Origin of the sequence: Nonomuraea sp. NPDC023979 (assembly GCF_040639085.1) — a bacterium.
Classification (GTDB): Bacteria; Actinomycetota; Actinomycetes; order Streptosporangiales; family Streptosporangiaceae; genus Nonomuraea; species Nonomuraea ceibae.
In genome coordinates, this window is the sequence record NZ_JBEZZG010000003.1 from 529,032 (window position 1) to 546,241 (window position 17,210).

19 protein-coding genes are annotated in these 17,210 nt (G+C 72.7%); 8 read left to right on the top strand and 11 right to left on the bottom strand.

Annotated elements, in window-relative coordinates:
* Positions 1-70 precede the first annotated feature (70 nt).
* From AB0G11_RS09080 to AB0G11_RS09095, 4 genes are all read left to right on the top strand, one after another.
* Positions 71-823: a TetR/AcrR family transcriptional regulator C-terminal domain-containing protein gene (locus AB0G11_RS09080; RefSeq protein WP_246643619.1), complete on the top strand. Its 753-nt coding sequence runs from the start codon at positions 71-73 to the stop codon at positions 821-823.
* Positions 824-895: 72 nt separating this feature from the next.
* Positions 896-1,882: a DJ-1/PfpI family protein gene (locus AB0G11_RS09085; protein WP_357584908.1), complete on the top strand. Its 987-nt coding sequence runs from the start codon at positions 896-898 to the stop codon at positions 1,880-1,882.
* Positions 1,883-1,949: 67 nt separating this feature from the next.
* Positions 1,950-2,552: an isochorismatase family protein gene (locus tag AB0G11_RS09090; protein WP_357584910.1), complete on the top strand. Its 603-nt coding sequence runs from the start codon at positions 1,950-1,952 to the stop codon at positions 2,550-2,552.
* Positions 2,553-2,576: 24 nt separating this feature from the next.
* Complete coding sequence (locus tag AB0G11_RS09095) at positions 2,577-4,358, top strand: hypothetical protein (RefSeq protein ID WP_357584912.1); 1,782 nt, start codon at positions 2,577-2,579, stop codon at positions 4,356-4,358.
* Between the two features lie 9 nt (positions 4,359-4,367).
* Here AB0G11_RS09095 and AB0G11_RS09100 read toward each other — a convergent pair whose 3' ends face one another.
* The 3 genes from AB0G11_RS09100 to AB0G11_RS09110 form a co-directional block, all read right to left on the bottom strand.
* A complete protein-coding gene (locus AB0G11_RS09100) occupies positions 4,368-5,294 on the bottom strand; it encodes a zinc-binding alcohol dehydrogenase family protein (protein ID WP_357584914.1) in 927 nt (308 codons plus the stop codon).
* A gap of 80 nt (positions 5,295-5,374) precedes the next feature.
* Positions 5,375-6,034, bottom strand: coding sequence for a response regulator transcription factor (locus AB0G11_RS09105; protein WP_219499082.1), 660 nt, complete (start codon positions 6,032-6,034; stop codon positions 5,375-5,377).
* The gene (locus AB0G11_RS09110; RefSeq protein WP_357584916.1) at positions 6,031-7,182 is read right to left on the bottom strand and encodes a histidine kinase; all 1,152 of its coding nucleotides are present in this window, start codon (positions 7,180-7,182) and stop codon (positions 6,031-6,033) included. The genes AB0G11_RS09105 and AB0G11_RS09110 overlap by 4 nt, the downstream gene beginning before the upstream one ends.
* A gap of 177 nt (positions 7,183-7,359) precedes the next feature.
* On the opposite strand from AB0G11_RS09110, the gene AB0G11_RS09115 reads away from it, so the two are divergent.
* Positions 7,360-8,244: an alpha/beta fold hydrolase gene (locus AB0G11_RS09115; RefSeq protein ID WP_219499077.1), complete on the top strand. Its 885-nt coding sequence runs from the start codon at positions 7,360-7,362 to the stop codon at positions 8,242-8,244.
* Here AB0G11_RS09115 and AB0G11_RS09120 read toward each other — a convergent pair.
* The 5 genes from AB0G11_RS09120 to AB0G11_RS09140 are packed head-to-tail and all read right to left on the bottom strand — an operon-like array spanning position 8,235 to position 11,230.
* Complete coding sequence (locus AB0G11_RS09120) at positions 8,235-8,882, bottom strand: class I SAM-dependent methyltransferase (RefSeq protein ID WP_219499074.1); 648 nt, start codon at positions 8,880-8,882, stop codon at positions 8,235-8,237. The two genes, AB0G11_RS09115 and AB0G11_RS09120, sit on opposite strands and share 10 nt — an antisense overlap.
* A gap of 30 nt (positions 8,883-8,912) precedes the next feature.
* The gene (locus AB0G11_RS09125) at positions 8,913-9,626 is read right to left on the bottom strand and encodes a GAP family protein (protein ID WP_219499071.1); all 714 of its coding nucleotides are present in this window, start codon (positions 9,624-9,626) and stop codon (positions 8,913-8,915) included.
* Positions 9,623-10,228: a TetR family transcriptional regulator C-terminal domain-containing protein gene (locus AB0G11_RS09130; protein WP_357584918.1), complete on the bottom strand. Its 606-nt coding sequence runs from the start codon at positions 10,226-10,228 to the stop codon at positions 9,623-9,625. The genes AB0G11_RS09125 and AB0G11_RS09130 overlap by 4 nt, the downstream gene beginning before the upstream one ends.
* Positions 10,229-10,258: 30 nt before the next feature.
* Positions 10,259-10,579, bottom strand: a complete 321-nt coding sequence (locus AB0G11_RS09135) for a multidrug efflux SMR transporter (RefSeq protein WP_357584920.1) — start codon at positions 10,577-10,579, stop codon at positions 10,259-10,261.
* A 3-nt stretch (positions 10,580-10,582) separates the two neighbouring features.
* On the bottom strand, positions 10,583-11,230 hold the full coding sequence (locus AB0G11_RS09140; protein ID WP_219499060.1) for an NAD(P)H-dependent oxidoreductase: 648 nt from the start codon (positions 11,228-11,230) through the stop codon (positions 10,583-10,585).
* An 88-nt stretch (positions 11,231-11,318) separates the two neighbouring features.
* Between AB0G11_RS09140 and AB0G11_RS09145 the strand changes: the two genes are divergently transcribed.
* Positions 11,319-11,924: a helix-turn-helix domain-containing protein gene (locus AB0G11_RS09145; RefSeq protein ID WP_357584922.1), complete on the top strand. Its 606-nt coding sequence runs from the start codon at positions 11,319-11,321 to the stop codon at positions 11,922-11,924.
* Positions 11,925-11,930: 6 nt separating this feature from the next.
* Here AB0G11_RS09145 and AB0G11_RS09150 read toward each other — a convergent pair whose 3' ends face one another.
* Both AB0G11_RS09150 and AB0G11_RS09155 read right to left on the bottom strand, forming a co-directional pair.
* On the bottom strand, positions 11,931-13,085 hold the full coding sequence (locus tag AB0G11_RS09150; protein ID WP_219499054.1) for an agmatinase family protein: 1,155 nt from the start codon (positions 13,083-13,085) through the stop codon (positions 11,931-11,933).
* A 64-nt stretch (positions 13,086-13,149) separates the two neighbouring features.
* The gene (locus tag AB0G11_RS09155) at positions 13,150-13,707 is read right to left on the bottom strand and encodes a helix-turn-helix domain-containing protein (protein ID WP_357584924.1); all 558 of its coding nucleotides are present in this window, start codon (positions 13,705-13,707) and stop codon (positions 13,150-13,152) included.
* A 76-nt stretch (positions 13,708-13,783) separates the two neighbouring features.
* On the opposite strand from AB0G11_RS09155, the gene AB0G11_RS09160 reads away from it, so the two are divergent.
* Positions 13,784-14,998, top strand: coding sequence for an MFS transporter (locus AB0G11_RS09160; RefSeq protein ID WP_357584926.1), 1,215 nt, complete (start codon positions 13,784-13,786; stop codon positions 14,996-14,998).
* Between the two features lie 4 nt (positions 14,999-15,002).
* On the opposite strand, the gene AB0G11_RS09165 is transcribed toward AB0G11_RS09160, so the two are convergent.
* Complete coding sequence (locus tag AB0G11_RS09165; RefSeq protein WP_357584928.1) at positions 15,003-15,914, bottom strand: SGNH/GDSL hydrolase family protein; 912 nt, start codon at positions 15,912-15,914, stop codon at positions 15,003-15,005.
* A 150-nt stretch (positions 15,915-16,064) separates the two neighbouring features.
* Between AB0G11_RS09165 and AB0G11_RS09170 the strand changes: the two genes are divergently transcribed.
* Positions 16,065-17,138 (top strand): LacI family DNA-binding transcriptional regulator, encoded by a 1,074-nt coding sequence (locus tag AB0G11_RS09170; protein ID WP_219499041.1) that lies wholly within the window; start codon positions 16,065-16,067, stop codon positions 17,136-17,138.
* Positions 17,139-17,210: the final 72 nt, after the last annotated feature.

Here is a 17,210-nt window from a genome sequence, read left to right on the forward strand (position 1 = left end):
CACTCCTCTATTTTTCGTACGTCCTACGGTTAAACAATAACGTATCATCTACGAAAAATAGGGAGGCTTGATGGAACGCAGCGGCGGCGGAGATCCCCGGGAGTCCCTGCGCCTGCTCTGGCGTGCCCCGCAGGCGCGATCGGGCCGCGGCCGGCCGCCCAAGGTCTCCCTGGACAAGATCGTCGCCGCGGGCCTGGAGCTGGCGGACCGCGACGGGCTCGCCGCCATGACCATGGACCGGCTCGCCGCGTCGCTCGGCGTCGGCACGATGACGCTCTACACCCACGTGCCCGGGAAGGCCGAGCTGGTCGACCTGATGGTGGACGCCGCCTGGCAGGAGCTCGACCTCACCCGATCGGGCTCATGGCGTGACCGGATCGAGCACTACGCCGCCCGGACCGTCGCCCTGCACGGACGCCACCCGTGGCTGCGCATGGTCTCGACCGTACGGCCGCCGCTCGGCCCCGGGCTGCTCGCCAGGAGCGAGTTCCTGCTGGCCGCCCTGGCCGGGACCGGGCTGACCGCCGCCGAGAGCGCCGCAGCCACCGACTCCATCGTCACCTTCGTCGACGCCGCGGCCGCCACGCTGGCCGAGCACACCCATGCCGAACGGGTCAGCGGCCAGTCCGCCGAAGACTGGTGGGCCGCCCGCCAGGTGTTCTGGGAGACCCTCTTCGACCAGGCGCGCTATCCGGCGATCACCCAGGCCTGGCGGGACGGCGGCTTCGACCGCAACGCGGCCAGGGCGGCGGCGAACGCGTTCGACCTCGGCCTGCGCGCCCTGCTCGACGGGATCACCGCGATGGCCCGGCGGGACGGCTGAGCGGAACGCATGGCCGGATCTGACAGTGACTCGTCATTGCCGCCACCGGAAGCCACGGCAACAATGAGACGTATGTCCGATCTGCACCGTGTGGTCATCGCCGTGTTCCCCGACGTGGACCTGCTGGACGTCACGGGTCCCGCCGAGGTCTTCGCGCTGGCCAACCGCCAGGCGCCGGGCCGGGCGGCGTACCGGGTGCGGCTGGCCGGCCCCCAGGGCGGCACGGTGACGACCTCCGCCGGGGTGCGGCTGGACACCGACCTCACGTTCGCCGAGGTCGGCGGGGAGGTGGACACGCTGGTAGTGCCCGGCGCGGTCGAGCTGTCCGACGAGGGGCCGATCCCCCGGATCGACCCCGAGGTGGTGGCCTGGGTGCGGAGCACCGCCCCGCACGCCCGGCGGGTGGCCTCGGTGTGCGTGGGCGCGCACATCCTGGCGGCGGCCGGGCTGCTGGACGGCCTGACCGCCACCACGCACTGGTCCACGGCGGCCCGGCTGGCGGCCGATCACCCGGCCGTGACGGTGGACCCCGATCCGATCTTCGTCAGGTCCAGCGACTCCGTGTGGACGGGCGCCGGGATCAGCGCGTGCATGGACCTGGCGCTGGCGCTGGTGGCCGAGGATCACGGCGAGGCTCTGGCGCTGGAGGTCGCCCGGCAACTGGTGGTGTACCGCAAGCGGCAGGGCGGGCAGAGCCAGTTCAGCGTGCCGATGCGGCAGGCGCCCACCGCGCGGCGGGACATCGACGAGCTGCGGCTGTGGATCGCCGAACACCTGGCCGAGGACCTGTCGGCAGGCGCGCTCGCGGAGCGGATGCGGCTGAGCGAACGGCACTTCGCCCGCGTGTTCCGGCAGGAGACCGGCACCACCGCGGCGGCCTATGTCGAGGCGGCGCGGGTGGAGGAGGCCCGCCGCCTGCTGGAGACCACCGACCAGTCCCTCGACCAGGTCGCGGCGGCCTGCGGGCTCCGCTCGGCGCAGACCCTGCACCGCGCCCTGCGCCGGCAGCTCGGCACCACCCCGGCGGCCTACCGCCGGCGCTTCCGCACCGCCGCCTGACCCCATCACCCTTCTGAGCCCGTACGGCCAGGCGGGGTTCGCATATTTCATGGAAAGGAAATCAGTAATGCATGCTTCTACCACTCTGCGCGAGGTCATCGGCCTGGACAACCGGCCGCCGAGGCTCGCCGAGTCCACGCTGATCCTGATCGACTACCAGAACACGTACCGCTCCGGGGTCATGGCGCTGCCCGGCGCCGATCGGGCGCTGGCCGCCGGGGCCCGGCTGCTGGAGCGGGCCCGCGCCGCCGGCACCCGGGTGATCCACGTGGTCAACGACGGCGGCGAGGGCACCCCGTACGACATCCGCGCCTGGATCGGGGCGATCTGCGACGAGGTGGCCCCGATCGACGGCGAGGAGGTCGTCGTGAAGGGCTTCCCCAACGCCTTCCACCAGACCCGGCTCGAAGACGTGCTCCGCCAGGCGCAGGCGGGGCCGGATCTGATCCTGGCCGGGTTCATGACCCACATGTGCGTCACCTTCACCGCCCAGGGCGCGTTCAACCTGGGCTTCCGGCCTGCCGTCGTCGCCGACACCACCGCCACGCGGCCTCTGACGGCGCCCTCGGGCGAGGTCGTGCCTGCCGAGACGCTCCAGGCCGGCAGCCTGACCACCATCGCCGACCTGTTCGGCGTCGTGGTCGCCACCGCTGACGACCTCCCGGACTGACGCCCGCCGTTAAGATCGCGTGCCATGCTTCCGGATGGCTTATGGCGGATCGCCAGGATCGGGATCGTCAGCCTGGTTCTCGTGGCGGCGGCCGCGGGACTGGTGCTCGGCGACGTGTGGCTCTGGGCGGCCGCGGAATGGAAGCCGCCGTACTACGCGGACTTCTACGGGGACGCGGGGTTCGACACCGCGACCACGGTGGCGCTGCTCGTCGCCGCCGTGGTGAAGGCCGCGTTCCTGTGGCTGATCCTGCGCGCGCCCATGCCGGGGCCGCTGGACCGCCGGGCGAAGGCGCTGCGCCGGCTGCTGTATGTGGCGGTGGCCGACGCGATCGTGCTGTGGTGGCCCATCGCGCTGCTTCCCGACGAGGTGGACGCGGTGTTCCAGCTCGTGCTGTGGACCGCGATCCACGTCCTCTACCTGCTCGTCATCCGCTGGCGGTCCCGCGTGCTGCGCGTGGCGACCGGGGCGCTGTTCGCGGTCGTGCTGGCCGACACGGCCGACGAGGTGCTCGACGAGTTCGGCCTGCCGGAGGTCGTGCCGGAGATCGTGCCGAACGACTTCCCCCTGTTTGCGCTGTGCGCGGTGGCGGCGACCCTGCTCACCGTCGTCGGGCAGTGGCGCGACGGCCGGTGGAGCCGCGGCACGCTGGTCGCCGGGTGGTCGTCGATGGGCGTCACCGTGCTGGCGCTTCCGCTTTACCTGTACGTCGCGGACTCCATCAGCGGCACTCTGGTGACCTCGATCGTCATGGACGCGCTGGGGCTCGTCAGCGTCGTGTGGCACGCGGCGACCGCCCGCGAGCTGCCCACCGGGGAACGCCTGGCGGACCACCGGCCCGGCGTGCACCGGGCGATCCGCGTCGCGGTGGCGGCCCTGGTCGTCCTGCCGGTCATCGCGACGATCCAGCCGGAGCAGAACGCGCATCTCACCTATACCAGCTGGTCGATGGACTGCTACGAGCACCGCGACTTCGGTGACCTGAAACCCGCCGAACGTGAGGCCGCATTCCTGTGTCAGGCGCGCAGCAGGCACGGCGGAGTCCCGCCCATGTTCCCGGACAGCCTGTCGGACCAGGCCGTCCTCGCGTACGGGCGGGCGCTGTGCCGGGCGAGGGGCCGCGAGGAGCAGGAGGCCATCCTCACGGAGGCCGGGAGCGCGCGGGCCGGCTGGGGCGCGGACCCGCGGGAGCTCGTCTATGTCTGCCCGGAGATCGTCGGCACGACCCACCCTGAGCTGCTGCGCTCGGCCCGAGAGACGGAGGCGGCGTACGACGCCTATGTCGCCGAGGAGAACGCGAAGTGCCGCGACCCGTGGCCCCGGAAGAAGGGCGTCGTCCAGGCCACGGCCAAATACTTCCTGTTCGCCGACGGCGATCCCGGCTACCTCGTCCACGACCCCGGGGACGAAGCCTTCGAGGAGGCGGCGGAGCTGGCGATGGACCGGGTCTACGACGACAGCGGCGGCATCGGGGTGGCCGACAGCGCCGCGCTCGTCGGCCACGTCGCGGACGTCACGGACCTGTGCCTCACGGTGAAGGCCTTCCGCAGCGCGCCACCACGGCGGACGGCCAAGTGGGACCAGGTCACCGAGGTGCCGCTCGTCAGCCGCAGCGGCCGGCTCACCGTGCCGGAGAAGGACGGCGGCGAGGTGGGCGCGGGCGCCCCGATGCCGAACCTGGCGATCGCCGGCAAGGGCCGCTACCGGCTCCGCGTCCACGTCCGGGTCGACCGCGCCGGGGAGGAGCACCACCTGGTCGTGGTGTTCCCGGGCACGTCGAAGAAGCGGCTCAAGCTGAAGTCGTGAGCTCGGCGGTCAGGGGACGAGGACGATGCGGTCGCCGGTCTCCTCCGTCCAGACCTCGCCGATCCGGGCGAGGGGGACGGCGCGGGCGCGTACGTCAATGGCTCCCCCGGTCACCGCCGAGGCGAGTTCGGGCAGTTCGGCGAGGATGTCGCGGGCGGGGACCGAGCCGATGCCGCTGCCGACGATCCGCAGGCGGGCCGAGCGCAGCGCCGCGGCGGGGATCGGCGCGGTCGGGCCGGCGACGGAGCCGATCTGGATCCAGGTCAGCGGGACGGTGCGGTCGGCGCGGGCGACGAGCATCGGGATCATGGCCCCTGCGGCGGGCTCGCCCCACACGTAGTCGATGACCACGTCGACGTCGGCGGCGCGACCGACCTCGTCGAAGGTGATCGTCTCGTCGGCGCCGAGCGCGGTCAGCGCGCTCAGCCGGGCGGCGTCACGGCCGGCGGCGATGACGTGGGCGGCGCCGAACAGCTTGGCGATCTGGACCGCCATCCGCCCGGCGTTGCCGGTGGCGCCGAGGACGAGGACGCGCTGCCCGGCGTGGAAGTCGACGCGCCGGCGCAGCGCCACCCAGGACGACATGGCCGGGTTCATCGCGGCGGCGATGCGTACGGGGTCGATGCCGTCGGGCAGGATCACGCTGCGGCGAGGGTCGATGAGGGTGCGGTCGGCGAACGTGCCGAGCGGGGTGTCGTCCAGCACCGCGTAGCGGACGTTGCCCTCCTGGTCGCGCACCACGCCGTCGACGCCGGGGACGAGCGGATAGGCGGCGTCGCCGGAGTAGTGGGAGCCGTTCGCCTTGGCCCTGGTCAGGTGGTGCAGCCCGGCGGCGAGGACCTCGACGGCCAGCTCGTCGCCGTGGCGCGGCTCGGGGGCGGGGTGCTCGCGGTAGACCGGCGGGGCATCGGCTGCCTGGATGACGGCGGCGTGCATGGGCGTGACCTCCGGGAAATAGTTTGTTTTACCAACCACTCGTCATAGTAGTTGGTAATCCAAACCTTCGCGCGGGCGTCTCAGGTCACCAGTCCCCTGCGGTAGGCGTAGACCACCGCCTGCACGCGGTCACGCAGGCCGAGCTTGGTCAGGATGCGCGACACGTACGTCTTGACCGTCTCCTGGCTGATCACCAGCGTGGCGGCGATCTCGCTGTTGGACCGCCCGTCTGCGATGAGACGCAGCACCTCCAGCTCGCGCGGGGTCAGCGCGCTGTCGTCGGGGCCCCCTTCGGCGGGGCGGATCCGGGACGCGTACCTGCCGACGAGCCGCCGCGTCACCTCGGGCGCCAGCAGCGCGGCACCCGAGGCGACCGTGCGGATGCCGTGCAGGAGCTGAGCCGGCGGCGCGTCCTTGAGCAGGAACCCGCTCGCCCCCGCGCGCAGCGCCTCGTAGACGTACTCGTCCAGGTTGAACGTCGTCACCACCAGCACCTTGACCGGATCGGCGACCCCGGCGCCGGCCAGCAGGCGGGTCGCCTCGATGCCGTCGAGCACCGGCATCCGCACGTCCATCACCACGACGCCGGGACTCAGCCGGCGGGCGAGGTCGACCGCGACGCGGCCGTCGCCGCACTCGCCCACCACCTCCATGTCCGGCTGCGCGCCGATGATCGTCGCGAAGCCGGTGCGGATCAGCGCCTGGTCGTCGCAGACCAGGACCCGGATCGGCGCGCTCACGACCGCCCGCCTGCGGGGACGCGGGCCCGTACCACGAAACCGCCCGCCTGCCGGTGGGCGTCGAACTCGCCGCCCAGTGCCTCCACCCGCTCGCGGAGCCCGGCCAGGCCCCGCCCGCTCCCGCCGGGAGAGACGCCGCCGGAGCCGGGGCCGCCGGTGGTGACCTCCACGCTGATCTCCTTCTCGCCGTGGCGCACCCGGACCGTGGTGGGGGTGCCGTGGGCGTGTTTGAGAGCGTTCGTCAGAGCCTCCTGGACGACCCTATAGGCGACCAGCTCGGCGCTGCCCGCCGATTCCGCCGGGCTGCCCTCCTCTGCGAGCTCCACCGGCTGCCCGGCCCGGCGGGTCTGTTCCACGAGCGCGCGGAGCTCACCGGCCGGCAGCAGGCCGACGTGGGTGTCGTGATCGGCCTTGAGCAGGTCGAGCATGTGCCGCAGGTCGGCGATGGCCCGCCGGCCGGTGTCGGTGACGGCGCTCAGCGTCGCGTCGAGCCGGTCGGGCGCGGCCGTCAGGTAGCGGGCCGCCTCGGCCTGCACGACCATCGCCGTCACGTGGTGCGTCACGACGTCGTGGAGCTCGCGGGCGATGCGGGTGCGTTCGGCGGCGCGGGTGGCCTCGGCGACATGGCGGCGGTGCTCGGCCTCGGCGGCGCGGGTTGAGCGCAGCCAGGCCCCGATGCACCAGGTGAGGACCAGGGACAGGTAGAAGACCACATACCCCTCCACACTCTCGGTCGCGCCCAGCCGGGCGAGCGCGATCGCGAGCGGCACGTACGCCAGGGAGAGGAGGACCACGGTGACGCGGCGGTGGCGCTCCAGGTGGGCGCCCGCGCTGATGAGGGCTATGGGCATCGTGTTGCTCGCGAACAAGTGGTAGGCGTGGAGCTGGTCGAGGGCGAAGCCGAGCGCCACCAGTGCCACGCTCACCGCCGGCAGGCGGCGCCGCACGGCGAGCGGCAGGCACTCCAGGGCGAGCACCACGAACGCCGCCTCGTCGACGGGCCGGGCCGGCAGCTCGCCGACCTGCGTCCCCTTGCCGTGAAGCCCCGGCAGGAGCGAGGCGACAGCCATCAGCAGCGCGAACGGTAAGTCCCGGACCACGACGTCGCACCGCCGCCACAGGTCCGTGATGCGCCGTGGACCGGTCATGACGACTCCCTCATGCGCAAACCCTAGGGACCCGGCGGCCTCGGTTCGTCACCACAGGGTGGACATCCGGGGGTAGCTCCTGCGAGCTACCGGCGAATGTCCACCGCACGGGGACGATCTCCAGGCGCCCGCTCCGTAGCGTTGCGACGCGATCCGAATCCCCCACTGGAGGACCACATGCCCGGCAAGATCAAGTCATCCGTCGTGGCCGCGCTGTGCTGCGCCGTGCTCGGCGCGGGCGCGGCCGGCTGCGGCGGCGACGCGCTGGAGAACTGGGACCCCCTCGCGGCCGCCCCGCTCTCCGGGGTCGAGAAGATCCAGGTCGCGGGCCGGTCGGTGAACGTGTCATGCTCAGGCGACCCGGACAAGGGCGGCCCGGTCGTCGTCCTGATGCACGGCGGCGGCGACGGGCTCGACAAGCTGGCCGCCCTCCAGAAGACGCTGAGCGAGCGGAACCGGGTCTGCTCCTACGACCGGCTCGGCGCGGGGGCGAGCGACCCGCCGGACGGCCCGCAGAGCTTCGCCGGCACAGGGAAGATCCTCACCGGCGTGCTCGACCGCGTCGCCGGTGACGCCCCGGTCGTCCTCGCCGGGCACTCGCTGGGCGGGCTGATCGCCGCCAGGTACGCCCCCGACCACCGCGACAGGGTCAAGGGGCTGGTCCTGATGGACGCCACCCCGCCCACCATGGCGGCCGACATCGCCAAGGCCATCCCCGAGTCGGCCACCGGCCCGGCCGCCGAGCTGCGCGCGCAGAACCTGGCGATGTTCCGGGGCGAGAACCCGGAGAAGCTCGTCATGGCCGACGGCCCGGTCAGGTCCGCGGGCGACATCCCGGTGGAGGTGATCCAGCACGGCAAGCCGTATCTCGCCGCGCTCCCCGAGTACGGGCCGCGTCTGGAGCGGGCGTGGACCGCCGGGCAGCGCGCCTGGCTCGCGCTGTCCGGCGACGCCAGGCTGAGCACCGCCGAGGACAGCGGCCACCACATCTACGTCGACCAGCCCGGCGTCGTCGTCCAGGCCGTCGAGCGCGTCACCGAGCAGGCCGCGCGTCAGGCGTGATCGGGCCTGGCCATCAGCAGGCGGCCGTGGCGGAACCGCTCGCCCTCCACCGGCTCGCGCGACATCCGCGCCACCTCGACGAAGCCCTCCTTGCGGGCCAGGTCCGCCAGCTCGTCGATCGGCCACCGGTAGGCAGGCGTGACCTTGTGGTCGAACTGCGAAACCGGCCCGCCGTCGGACTCGAAGAAGCCGAGCAGGAGATGGCCGCCCGGGGCCACCACCCGGCGGAACTCGGCGAGATACGGCGGCAGCTCCGCGGGCGGGGTGTGGATGAGCGAGTACCAGGACAGCAGGCCGCCCAGCTCGCCGTCGGCCGCGTCGACGGCCCCCATCGAACCGACCTCGAACCGCAGGCCGGGATGGTCCCTGCGGGCGATCCGGATCAGCTCGGCGGACAGGTCGACGCCGGACGCGTCCAGCCCGAGGTCGCGCAGGTGGGCCGTCACGTAGCCGGGACCGCACCCGGCCTCGACGACCGGCCGGGGCCCGGCGGCCCGGACGAGCTCGGCGAACGCGGCGATGATCGCGCGGTCCAGCGGCTGGCGGTCGAGCGAGTCACGGACGAAGTCGGCGTAGATGTCGGCCACGGCGTCGTAGGCGTCCGCCGTAGCGCTCAGGTAGGAGGAGGATGCGGTCATGGCGGACGACTGTAGTTGATGCCCGGCGCGTCAGGGCTCCAGCAGCAGCCTGGCCACGGCGTTGAGCGTGATGGCGATGCCGATGCCGCCCACGGTCCAGCCGAGGACCCGTGCGGTGTTCCTGGTCAGCCAGTCGTTGATCTTCTGCAGCAGCGGCTCCACCCTGCGGTGCGCGGCCAGCCGGGCGACGGCGAGCACGATCGCCGGGAGCGTCATCACCAGGCAGTATCCGGCGATCGTGACCCCCGAGAGCTGCCATCCGAGGTCCGCGTCGGCGATCAGGCCGACGGCGGCCAGATAGGGCAGCATGGTGGCGACCTCCAGCAGCGCCGCCAGCAGGGCCAGGCTCATCAGGGCGCCGGTGCTGCCGCTGCCGGTCATCGCCTTGACCCGCCAGCGCTGGACCTTGCCGGGTTCGCCCTCCTGCCGCCGGGCCCTGGCCTCCAGCCAGTAGCTTGCCGCGATGACGGCGACGCCGAGGGCGAGCTGCCCGATCTTCAGCGTCGTCGCCGGGATGTCGGCGACGAGCGCGCGGGCCGCGAGCAGGGCGGCGTCGGCGCCGAGCGTGAGCAGCACGCCTACGCAGAAGTAGAACGCGGCCACCGTGCCCAGGTAGACGGCGACGCGCCCGGCGCGCAACCGGCCGGGGGTGAGCAGCAGCCACACGGGGATGAGCAGGGTGCCGAAGCTGGTGCTGTCGATCAGGGCGAGCCCGCCGAGCATCAGCGCGAGCCCGAGCGTCACGCGGTCACCTCCGCGCCGAAGAGGCGGCCCAGGTAGGCGGCGAGCGCCGCGCGGATGCCGGCGGCGTCGTAGCCCGTGCCGGTGGCGGCGTGGTGCAGGCACAGGCCGTCGACGAACGCGACCAGCGAGGCCGCCTCCACGCGCGGGTCGAGCGCGGGGTCGAGCTCGCCCGCGCGCTGGGCCCCGGCCAGCGCGTCGGCGAGGCCGTCGAGCAGGTCGGCCGTGGCGGCCCGGTGCACGGCGGCCATCTTGTCGTCGGTGAGCGTGGCCTGGAGGAAGGTCAGCCAGACCCTGAGCTCACGTTCGCGCTCGGGGTCCAGCGGCAGGAACGTCTCCATCAGCCGCATCACGAACCCGCGCACCGGAGTGGTGACCTGGACCTGCCTGACGCGCTCGCCGACGCGCCGGTAGACGTGCTCGATGCCGAAGAGCAGCAGCTCGTCCTTCGAGCGGAAGTAGCGCTGCACCAGGCCCACCGACACCTCGGCCGCCGCCGCGACGTCGGCCAGCGTGGTGCGGGCGAGCCCCCGTTCGGCCAGGGTCCTCATCAGCGCGTGGGTGATCTGCGAGCGCCGCGTGTCCGCGTCGGCATGTCGGGTCATGCGTAAATATTACCGTAATATTTTTTATGCCTACTCCGGGCTGGTGACGCGGGCGAGCACGATGCCGCCGACGATGAGCGCCAGCGCGGCCATGCGGCCGATCGACACCGGGTCCTTGTGCACGACGATCCCGAGGGCGATCGCGCCGACCGCGCCGATGCCGGTGAAGACGGCGTACGCGGTGCCGACGGGCAGGGTCCGCATCGCGTACGACAGCAGCCAGACGGCGGCGGCCATGAGGACGAAGCAGATCAGGGTGGGCAGCGGCTTGGTGAAGCCCTGGGTGGGTTTGATGCTCTGCGCCCAGGCGATCTCGACCAGACCGGCCAGCCCGAGGATGAGCCAGTTCATCGGTCAGTACTCCTTTCCGAGCTCGTACGCGGTCCTCAGCGCGGCGGCGTACAGCTCGTCATGCTCGGCCCGGCGGTCGGCGAGAAGGGGGTCGACCCGGGAGTTGGCCAGGTCGGCGGTGACGAAGGCGGTGTCCTCGACGGCGAAGTGGCCGGCGAAGAAGTCGCGCAGGTAGCGCGCCTGGTAGTCGTAGCGGGCCTTGGGGGCGCCCGGCGCGTAGGCCCCGCCTCGGGCGGTGGCGACCACGAAGCGGCGGCCGGCGAGCGACATCCGGGGGAAGGTCACCTGGTCGAGCCAGGCCTTCAGCGACGAGGGGACCGAGTAGTTGTACATCGGGGTGGCGATCAGCACCACGTCGGCGGCCACGAGCTCGGCCAGCAGCGGCTCGACCACGGCCCAGGCGGCGGCCTGCTCCGGGGTCCGCACGGCCTCCTTGTAGCGGTCGAGCTCGGTGATGCCGTGGGCCATGACGTGATCGCACAGCTCGGTCCAGGCTTCGCCGATGTGCGGCACGGGGTCGGCGGCGAGGTCGCGCCTGACGTGGACGCCGTCCAGGTGGGCGGCGCGCCAGGACTCGGCGAAGGCGTCGCCCAGCTCGCGGCTGATCGACCGGCGGCGGGCGCTCGCGTCCAGGTGCAGCAACGTGGTCATCGGGGGCTCCTCAACAAGTGGACGCTCTGTCCGGTTCGACCGTAGCAGTGAAGCGGACGACATGTCCACTTCGCGGTAGAGTCGCAGCATGAAGCCCCGCATCGACCTGCTCACCGGACGCCCCGCAGGCGGCGGCGCCCGCCCGCGCGAGCGCGCCGACGCCGCCCGCAACCGGGCCAAGGTGCTCGCCGCCGCCGCCGAGCTGTTCGCCTCCCGCGACCCGCGCGGCGTCACGATGGAGGACATCGCCAAGGCCGCGGGCGTGGGGCGCGGCACGCTCTACCGCCGCTACCCCGACACCGTCTCGATCGCCCAGGCACTGCTGGACGAGCACGAGTTCGCGCTGCAGGAGCGGCTGCTGCGCGGCGACCCGCCGCTCGGGCCGGGCGCGCCTCCCGGCGACCGGCTCGCCGCCTTCTACGCCGGGATGGTCGACCTGCTCGAAGCCCACATCTCTCTGGTGCTCGGCGCCGAACAGGGCGAGCTGCGGTTCACCACCGGCGCGTACGGGTTCTGGCGGGCGCACGTGCGGACGCTGCTCATCCAGGCGGCGGTCCCCGAGCCGGAGGCGCTCGTCGACGCGCTGCTCGCCCCGCTGGGCCCGGACGTCTTCGCCGAGCAGCGGCGGCGCGGCCTCACCCCCGAGCAGATCACCGCCGCCCTGGCCCGCCTGGCCCACGGGGTCACGCGTTGACAGCCGCTACGCGCCGTCGATCTCCCGGGCCCGCTCGGTCTGCGGCTCGCCGCTCCTGGTGCGGCCCAGCTTGCCCGCCTTGACCGAGGCCGCCAGCACGTCGCAGATCAGCCGGACGCCCAGCAGCGACGTCACGTCCGAGCTGTCGTATGGCGGCGAGACCTCCACCACCTCCATGCCGAGCAGCCCCTCGGCGGCGAAGCGGCGCACCAGCTTGAGCACCTCGCGCGGGTAGAGCCCGCCGGGCTCGGGCCAGCCGGTGCCGGGCGCGAACCCGGGGTCGACGGCGTCGATGTCGAACGACAGGAACACGCCCTCCGCTCCGTTGCTCCAGGCCACCTCCAGCGCCAGGTCGGCGACGGCGTCCAGGCCGTGCTCCTCGACGTCCTCGACCGTGATCACCACCGAGCCGCCCTTGCGCGCCTCCTCGACGCCGGGCCTGGGCACCTGCCAGCCGCCGATGCCGATCTGCACCAGGTTGCCCATGTCGAAGTGGAGCTCGTGCGCCGCCCAGTACCAGGGGGTCGTGTGCATGCGCTCGTCGAGGTCGCGCTTCTGGGTGTCGAGGTGGCGGTCGAAGTGGATGACGCCGATCTTCTTGCCGAACGCGTTCATCACGCCTCTGGCGGTGGGGAACCCGATCGAGTGGTCGCCGCCGAGGATGACCGGGAAGACGCCGTTGGACACGATGTGCTCGATGCCCTTGGTGATCTGGTCGAAGGCCTTCTCCAGGTTGGCGGGGGTGACGAAGATGTCGCCCACGTCCACGATGTCGAGCTGTTCGCGCAGGTCGACGCCCTGTTCGTAGTAGTAGGGCGAGTACAGCGACGAGATGCTGCGCATGCCCTCGGGGCCGAAGCGGGGGCCGGGGCGGTAGGTGGTGCCGGTGTCGAGGGGCACGCCGACGACGGCGACCTCGTGCTGCCCGACGAGCGTGACGTCCTCCAGGTACGGCGTCTTGAGGAAGGTCTTGATGCCGGAGAAGTGCGGCACCTCGCCGCGCTGGAACGTCGAGGCCAGCTCCCGGTCCTGGATGGAGTCGGCCGGAGGCAGGCCGAGGCGGTGGATGCGCCGCAGCTCCTCCTGGTACTTGCGGTCGGTCAGCTCGCGTTCGAGGCGTTTGGCCTTCTCACCGAGGAGGTCGTCAGGATCGATGCCCATGAGGTGTCCCTGCGCCCGGGCCCGACAAGCACAACGCGAAGAAGGGCATGGATTGCGAAAAGCCTCAGCGGGGGCGCAGCCCGCCGAGGGAGACCTCGACGTAGCGCCGCCAGTCGCCCGCGGCGTTGCGGATCACCGCCGCCAGGCCGCAGATGACCATGTTGACGTCCGCGGCGGTCACCTCGGACCCGACCGTGCCGCGTTCGCGGGCCAGGCCGATCAGCTCCGCGATGGCGGCGAGCAGCTCCTCGCGGGTCTCTCCGCGCGGCTCGGCCGAGCCCATCGCCCGCTCGATCACCTCGGACATGCCGCGGTCGCCGGCCAGCACCTCGCCCACGTGGTGCAGGTAGCGGGCCAGCCCGAGGTCCGGGTCGCCGGCGAACCGGCGCGCGGCCTCGGCGAGTTCGGCGGCCCGGTGGTCGGCAACGGCCTCGATCAGGGCCTCCCGGGTGGGGAACTTGCGGTAGAGGGTCCCGACGCCGACGCCCGCCGCCCGCGCGACCTCCGACATCTGCACGTCGTGGCCGCTCTCGGCGAACAACGCGCGTGCCGCTTCCAGGACGCGGTCGCGGTTGCGCTCGGCGTCGGTGCGCGGCTTGCGGCGGGCCTGCGGTGTTGACATCTCGAACGATCCCCTGACTAGACTTCCGTACGGAATCCGGAATCCTTATTCCGATTATGCAGGAAAGGTCGGCATCATGTCGAAACGGGCGGGGGGACGGTCCGGCCAGGCGCTCCTGGTGTGGGGACTGCTGGTGGTGGCCGCGAACCTGCGGCCGAGCCTGACCGGCGTCGGGCCGCTGCTGGATCGCGTCCAGGCCGATCTGGGGCTGGCTCCGGCCGTGGCGGGGCTGCTGACGACGCTGCCGCTGCTGGCGTTCGCGGCGGTGTCACCGGTGGTCCCGCGCATGGCGGCGCGGTGGGGGCCCGAGCGGCTGCTCTGGGGCGCGCTCCTGGTGATGACGTTCGGGATCGCGGTGCGGTGGATCCCGTCGGCCGGCGCCCTGTTCGCCGGGACCGTGCTGATCGGCGCGGGGATCGCGGTGGGCAACGTGATCCTGCCGAGCCTGATCAAGCGCGACTTCCCGGACAGGGTGGGGCTGCTGACCAGCGCGTACGCCACGGTGATGGGCGGTGTCGCCGCGGTGGCCTCCGGCGTCGCGGTGCCGATCGCCGAGGCCGCCCCGGGCGGCTGGTACACCGCGCTGGGCTGCTGGATCGTGCCCGCGCTGGTGGCCGTGGCGCTGTGGTTCCCGCAGGTGCGCGCCGCGCGGCCGGCCGATGGGACGGTCCGCCGGCGGCGGCTGCCGTGGCGCTCGCCGCTCGCCTGGGCGGTCACGGCGTTCATGGGCCTGCAGTCGCTGGGCTTCTACGTCGCCGTGACGTGGCTGCCCCAGGTGTTCCAGGACAGCGGGGTCGGCGCGGCGACGGCCGGGTGGCTGCTGTTCCTCTACCAGGCGGTCGCGCTGGTGACCAGCCTGGCGGTGCCGATCGCGCTGCGGTGGGCGCGCGACCAGCGCGCGGTGGCCGCCGTGAGCTCGGCGGCGTTGCTGACCGGCTATGCCGGGCTGCTGGTGGCGCCCGGCTGGGTGCTGGCGTGGACGGTCGTCCTGGGGCTGGCCGGTGGCGCGTGCCTGGTGCTCGCGCTGGCCTTCCTCAGCCTGCGCGCCCACGACGCGACCGGCGCGGGCGAGCTGTCGGCGATGGCGCAGTCGATCGGCTACCTGGTGGCGGCGGCGGGCCCGGTGGTCTTCGGGCTGCTGCACACCGTCAGCTCCGGGTGGGAGGCGCCGCTCGCGCTGATGTGCGTCGCCGCGACCGGCCAGGTGATCGTCTCGATCGCGGCCGGCCGCGGCACGGTGCCCGGGGCCGGCGCGGACCGGGACCCGCTCGGCGCGGGCGAGCCCCGCTGACGCCCTACTGGGCGGCCTCCTGCACGGCCGCGGTCCGGGCGGCTCCGGCCTGGGCGGCGGTGGCCTGGACGGCGGCGGCCATGGCCTCGTGGCCTGCGGCGTTGGGGTGGAGGCCGACCGAGTCGACGCCCTCCATCGGCTCCATCCACCGCACGCCGAGCGGCTTGCACAGGTCGTGGCCCACCGAGCCGGCGTAGGTGTCGACGTACGTGGCGCCGTTGGCGGCGGCGCGGACGGCGAGCATGGCGTTGAGGCGCTTCTCCACGTCCCGCAGCCAGGGCGCGTCACCCTTGGCGATGGGGACGGTCGAGTAGCAGTTGCTCCCGTCGTCCGGCATGATCACCGGGTAGCCGACGACGAGGACGTCGGCGGCCGGGGAGCGGCGCTTGATCTCCTGGAGCACAGCGTCGACCTTGTCGCCCGTGGCGGCGATCCGCCCGCCGATCGGGTCGATGCCGGCCACGGTGTAGCTGGTCTTGCACGGCGAGCCCCACGGGTTGAGCTTCCCGAGGATGACGCAGCGGGCGATGATGCCGCTGACGTCGATGTCGTTGCCGCCGATCCCCAGCGTGACCAGGCCGGTGTCCGGCCGGAGCGCGTCGAGCTGGGGCGGCGCGGTGCCCTGCGAGGCGGTCATGTGCGCCGTGGTGGCCCCGGCGCAGCTCGCGTCGGTGAACGCGGCCGCGGGTAACCCGGCAGCCGTCAGCGTGGGGTAGTTCCGGTCGGACCGGCCGCAGTTCGCGTCCGTCTGGTTCGGGATTCCGGGGCCCGCGGTGTAGGAGTCGCCGAGGGCCACGTAATGGCCGGTGGCGGCGTGCGCGGGCGGTGCCGCGACGACCGCCGAGGCGAGTGCTGCCGCGAGTGCTGGGGCGATCACGAGGGAGGTGTTCCTGAGCCGTCGGCTGGTTGCGAGCATGGCCACCTTCACTGGACGGGGGGTGAGGGCAGGAGGCGGCGGACCGCAGTTTCCTACCAGGCGGTAAGTTTTGCCATACGGAGCCCGCACCGTCAAGATCTGCCCGAGCGGATACGATCGGATCGCAAGCGAGAGGCGGGTGATGGTCCGGTGGCGCAGAGGACGACCGTCTACGACGTCGCCGAGCGCGCGGGCGTCTCCATCGCGACGGTCTCGCACACGTTCCGGCAGCCGGAGCGGGTCCGTCCGGAGACGCGGGAGCTGGTCCTCCAGGCCGCGCGGGTCCTCGGCTACGTGCCGAGCGGCAGCGCGCGCGGGCTGGCGAAGGGCCGTTCGCAGGCGCTCGGCCTGTACGCCTTCGACATGTTCCTGCCGTCCGACCTCAGCGCCCCGGCCCTGGATCTCGACACCCTGGTGGCCAAGGAGCTCGACGGCCTCGGCGACGTGCGGCGCTTCCCTCTCTACGTGGACGAGATCCAGCGCGGCTTCGAGCTGGAGGCGCGGCGGCTGGGCCGTTCGGTGATGCTCGGGTCGGGGGCCAGCCGCGACTCGCTGGGCAGCATCGACCTGGCGGGCAGCGTCGACGGGCTGGCGATCTTCCCCGGCGGCGCGGCGCGTGACCTGCTGGAACACGTCGGTCGCGGCGTTCCGGTGGTGATCTTCAGCAGCCCGCCCATGCACGACCCGCTGCACCACATCACGGTCTCCAACGAGGACGCCGTGCGCGAGCTCGTCGACCACCTGATCGGGCAGCACGGCCATCGGACGCTGGTGTTCCTGGGCGAGCTGGCCGCCCCCGACATCGGCGCCCGGTTCGCCGGGTTCCAGGCGGCGCTGGCCGCGCACGGGCTGCCGGTCCCGGACGAGCCGTTCGACACGACGGCGCTGACCCGCGACAGCCTGCGCTCGCTGCGCGCGGCGATCACGGCCGGCGACCTGCCCGACGCGCTGGTGTGCGCCACCGACCAGCTCGCGCTCACGGTGATCGACCTGCTGGCCCGCCACGACATCCGGGTGCCCGACGACGTCGCGGTCACGGGCTTCGACGGGATCATCGCCGGCCGGCTCTCCGACCCGACGCTGACCACGGTCAGGCAGCCGTTCGCGTCGATGGGGCGGCTGGCCGTGCGCATCCTGACCGACACGGCCGCCGGGCTCTCCCACCCCACGTCGTACGTGCTTCCGACGCGCACGGTGATCGGCCGTAGCTGCGGGTGTCGCTGAAGAGTTTTATCTCGATTGCGCAATGGGGCTGGCTTCTTGGCTTGTTAAGCGCATAAATTCGCATCCACTCGG

Bases quoted from the DNA above. Each gene is read 5' to 3' on its own strand.
- AB0G11_RS09080 (WP_246643619.1), top strand. From the start codon at position 71: ATGGAACGCAGCGGCGGCGGAGATCCCCGGGAGTCCCTGCGCCTGCTC.
- AB0G11_RS09085 (WP_357584908.1), top strand. From the start codon at position 896: ATGTCCGATCTGCACCGTGTGGTCATCGCCGTGTTCCCCGACGTGGAC.
- AB0G11_RS09090 (WP_357584910.1), top strand. From the start codon at position 1,950: ATGCATGCTTCTACCACTCTGCGCGAGGTCATCGGCCTGGACAACCGG.
- AB0G11_RS09095 (WP_357584912.1), top strand. From the start codon at position 2,577: ATGCTTCCGGATGGCTTATGGCGGATCGCCAGGATCGGGATCGTCAGC.
- AB0G11_RS09100 (WP_357584914.1), bottom strand. From the start codon at position 5,294: ATGCACGCCGCCGTCATCCAGGCAGCCGATGCCCCGCCGGTCTACCGC.
- AB0G11_RS09110 (WP_357584916.1), bottom strand. From the start codon at position 7,182: ATGACCGGTCCACGGCGCATCACGGACCTGTGGCGGCGGTGCGACGTC.
- AB0G11_RS09115 (WP_219499077.1), top strand. From the start codon at position 7,360: ATGCCCGGCAAGATCAAGTCATCCGTCGTGGCCGCGCTGTGCTGCGCC.
- AB0G11_RS09120 (WP_219499074.1), bottom strand. From the start codon at position 8,882: ATGACCGCATCCTCCTCCTACCTGAGCGCTACGGCGGACGCCTACGAC.
- AB0G11_RS09130 (WP_357584918.1), bottom strand. From the start codon at position 10,228: ATGACCCGACATGCCGACGCGGACACGCGGCGCTCGCAGATCACCCAC.
- AB0G11_RS09135 (WP_357584920.1), bottom strand. From the start codon at position 10,579: ATGAACTGGCTCATCCTCGGGCTGGCCGGTCTGGTCGAGATCGCCTGG.
- AB0G11_RS09140 (WP_219499060.1), bottom strand. From the start codon at position 11,230: ATGACCACGTTGCTGCACCTGGACGCGAGCGCCCGCCGCCGGTCGATC.
- AB0G11_RS09145 (WP_357584922.1), top strand. From the start codon at position 11,319: ATGAAGCCCCGCATCGACCTGCTCACCGGACGCCCCGCAGGCGGCGGC.
- AB0G11_RS09150 (WP_219499054.1), bottom strand. From the start codon at position 13,085: ATGGGCATCGATCCTGACGACCTCCTCGGTGAGAAGGCCAAACGCCTC.
- AB0G11_RS09155 (WP_357584924.1), bottom strand. From the start codon at position 13,707: ATGTCAACACCGCAGGCCCGCCGCAAGCCGCGCACCGACGCCGAGCGC.
- AB0G11_RS09160 (WP_357584926.1), top strand. From the start codon at position 13,784: ATGTCGAAACGGGCGGGGGGACGGTCCGGCCAGGCGCTCCTGGTGTGG.
- AB0G11_RS09165 (WP_357584928.1), bottom strand. From the start codon at position 15,914: ATGCTCGCAACCAGCCGACGGCTCAGGAACACCTCCCTCGTGATCGCC.